The following is a 3257-nucleotide window of genomic DNA, read 5'->3' on the forward strand; positions in this document are numbered from 1 at the left end:
AGCAGCAGGACGAGCCCGGCGCGCTCGGGCTCTCCGCCGGGCTCGTCCTGCTGCTTCTGCCCATCACCAAGGGGAGCGACTGGGGGTGGGCCTCCGGTACGACCCTCGGGCTGTTCGGCGCGGCCGTCGTCGTCCTCGTGCTGTGGGGGCTGTACGAGCTGCGCGTGGCCGCCCCGCTCGTCGACCTGCGCACCACCGCCCGGCGCGAGGTCCTGCTCACCAACCTCGCGTCCATCATGGTCGGCGTCAGCTTCTACGTCGTCTCCCTCGTCCTGCCCCAGCTCCTCCAGCTGCCCACCGCCACCGGGTACGGGCTCGGGCAGTCCATGGTCGTCGCCGGTCTGCTCGTCGCCCCCCTCGGGCTCACCATGATGTTCACCGCGCCCGTGTACGCGCGGATCTCCGCCAAGTACGGGCCCAAGGTCACCCTCATCCTCGGCATGCTGATCATCGCGATCGGGTACGGGGCCGGGCTCGGGCTGATGAGCGCGGCCTGGCAGAGCGCCGTGATCGCCGTCGTGCTCGGCGCCGGGATCGGGCTCGCCTACTCCTCGCTGCCCGCGCTGATCGTCGGCGCCGTCCCCGCTTCCGAGACCGGTGCCGCCAACGGGCTCAACACCCTCATGCGGTCCATCGGGACGTCCGTGTCCAGCGCCGTCATCGGGATGGTCCTCGCGAACACCGCGAACCATGTGGGAGGCGTCGCCATTCCTACGATGCACGGGTTCCGGGTCTCCTTCCTCATCGCCACCGCCGCCGTCGCCGTGGGGCTGGTCCTCGCGCTGTTCCTGCCGGGGCGGCCCAAGGGCGCCGCCGCTCAGGGGGGCCGGCTGCGGGCCAGCAGCGAGGAGGACGCGAACCTCGCCCGCGCCGAGGAGGTCCTGCGCGGGTTCCGGGGGCGTGTGGTCTCCGCCTCCGGCGAGCCTGTCGTCCGGGCCAAGGTGACGCTGATCGACCGGCGGGGGCGGCAGGCCGGGTCCGCCGTGTCCGACGAGGACGGGCGGTACTCGGTCGCCGTGCCGGGCGCGGGCGCCTACGTCCTGGCCGCCAAGGCGGTGGGCCACGGGCCGCTGGCCTCGCCGGCCAACCACGTCGGCGAGAACGCGGTGGAGCTGGACCTGGCGCTGCCCGCGGGCGAGGAAGTCGCTTCCTCCGTTCGGTAGAGGGGTGCGTGAGGGCTGTGCGGTCGGCTGCGGGAGCGCCGTGGCCGGCCGGCCCCACGTTGTGGAGCCCCGCGCTCCTTTCAGGCGCGCCGCCGCGAGGGCGCCAGGGAGCGGATGCCGGTGAGCGGGGCCGTTCTCCCGGGTGCGGATCCGCCTCCTGTCGTTCGGTTCGATCGGCGGGAGCGGGAGCGGGAGCGGGAACGGGTGCGGCGGTCCGGTCGGGAGCGGGCCCGCTTCTCGTGTGGCCGGGGGCGTACGACAGCATGGGAGCCCGCATCGTCGTACTGCTGGTACCGCCGATATCGCTGGTGCCGCTGGTACCGCCGGTATTGCTGGTATCGCTGGAAGGAAGACCCCATGGACGCCCTCGCCACCCGGCCCGAGCCGGAGATTCTGGCCGCCTTTCTCGGGGCCAAGGGGTTCATGCCCGAGGACGAGGGGCTGGCGTTGTACGCCGTCGCCGTCGAGGCGGGGGCCCTGGGGTTGCCGTTGCTCGAAGTGGGGACCTACTGCGGGCGGTCCGCCGTGCTGCTCGCGGACGCGGCCCGGCGGACCGGCGTCGTCGCGCTCACCGTCGACCACCACCGGGGCAGCGAGGAGCAGCAGCCGGGGTGGGAGTACCACGACCCCGAGACCGTCGACCCCGAACTCGGCCTCATGGACACCCTCCCCACCTTCCGCCGCACCCTCCACCGCGCCGGGCTCGAAGACCACGTCGTCGCCCTCGTCGGCCGCTCTCCGCAGATCGCCCAGCTGTGGAACTCCCCCCTCGGCCTCGTCTTCATCGACGGCGGCCACACCGACGAGCACGCCACCGCCGACTACGAGGGCTGGTCTCCCCACGTCGCCCAAGGCGGCCTCCTCGTCATCCACGACGTCTTCCCCGACCCCGAGGACGAGTTCACCGGCCAGGCCCCCTACCGGATCTACCTCCGCGCCCTGCGCTCGGGCGTCTTCGAGGAACTCGGCGCACAGGGGTCCCTGAGAGTCCTGCGGAAGCGGTGAACTCCCCTTGCCCGCAAGGCCGGTTGGCCCCCTTTGTCCCGGGGTGGGCCGGTAAGATGATCTAGTGGGGAAGGAGCCCGGATGGACCGGAACATACGTACCGTCGACGACGTCCTCGACCTGCTGGACACCCTCTTCGCCCCCGGCGCCGACCGGTGGACCGACCAGGCCGGCACCTGGTGGGACGGCTTCTACGCGGACCGCTCCCGCCCCGTCCCCTTCTTCGTCGACAAGCCCGACGAAAACCTCGCCGCCCTCCTCGAACAGCGTGTCCTCACCGGCGGCCGAGCCCTCGAACTCGGCTGCGGCCCCGGCCGCAACGCCCGCCACCTCGCCGCCCACGGCTACCAGGTCGACGCCGTCGACATCTCCCCGGCCGCGATCACCTGGGCCGAGGAGCGGGCCCGCGAGGCCGGCGCGGACGTCCGGTTCCATCTCGGCGACGCCTTCAGACTCGTCGGCACCGAGCTGACCGGCCCCTACGACCTCGTCTACGACTCCGGCTGCTTCCATCACCTGCCTCCTCACCGCCGTATCAGCTACCTGCGTCTGCTCGACCGGGCCCTCGCGCCCGGCGGGTACTTCGGACTCACCTGCTTCGCCGCCGGCGCGATGGGCTCCGAACTCCCCGACGCCGACTTCTACCGCGAGGGCGCCCTCCAAGGCGGCCTCGCCTACACCGACGACTCCCTGCGCGCGATCTTCGGAGAGCTGACCGAGGTCACGCTCCGGAGGATGCGGGAGGAGGGGGAGGGGTCCCCGCACTTCGGCAAGGACTTCTTGTGGACGGCGTTGTTCCGTAGGGCCGTCCGGTAGCCGACTCGGCCGGGCGTTCCCGTCGGGGGGCGTTTCCGTCGGGCGGGCGACTTTCCCCGACCTCCGGTGCACGATCCTCGGTGCCTGGTGCCTGGTGCCTGGTGCCTGGTGCCTGGTGCCTGGTGCCTGGTGCCTGGTGCCTGGTGCCTGGTGCCTGGTGCCTGGTGCCCGGTGTGCCCGATCCCCGCCCCCGGCTACAGCCACCCTTGCTGTCGTGCCTCCCGTAGTGCCTCCGTGCGGTTGCGGGTGCCCGTTTTGCCGATCGCCGCCGAG

General features: G+C 72.4%; 3 protein-coding genes and 1 pseudogene. 3 read left to right on the plus strand and 1 reads right to left on the minus strand.

Translation table 11 applies throughout. The features are described 5' to 3' along the window. The 3 genes from AOK24_RS37795 to AOK24_RS37805 all read left to right on the plus strand — a co-directional run. A partial coding sequence (locus AOK24_RS37795) for an MFS transporter (RefSeq protein WP_055724461.1) occupies positions 1-1163 on the plus strand: 1163 nt, incomplete at its 5' end. A gap of 357 nt (positions 1164-1520) precedes the next feature. After that, positions 1521-2168 (plus strand): class I SAM-dependent methyltransferase, encoded by a 648-nt coding sequence (locus AOK24_RS37800; RefSeq protein ID WP_055724462.1) that lies wholly within the window; start codon positions 1521-1523, stop codon positions 2166-2168. A gap of 81 nt (positions 2169-2249) precedes the next feature. Continuing rightward, a complete protein-coding gene (locus tag AOK24_RS37805; RefSeq protein WP_055724463.1) occupies positions 2250-2984 on the plus strand; it encodes a class I SAM-dependent methyltransferase in 735 nt (244 codons plus the stop codon). A gap of 194 nt (positions 2985-3178) precedes the next feature. Here the strand turns inward: AOK24_RS37805 and AOK24_RS46825 are convergent. Next, positions 3179-3257, minus strand: a pseudogene (locus AOK24_RS46825) (DNA-binding response regulator); the annotation flags it as partial.

Source organism: Streptomyces niveiscabiei (assembly GCF_001419795.1).
Taxonomy (GTDB): domain Bacteria; phylum Actinomycetota; class Actinomycetes; order Streptomycetales; family Streptomycetaceae; genus Streptomyces; species Streptomyces niveiscabiei.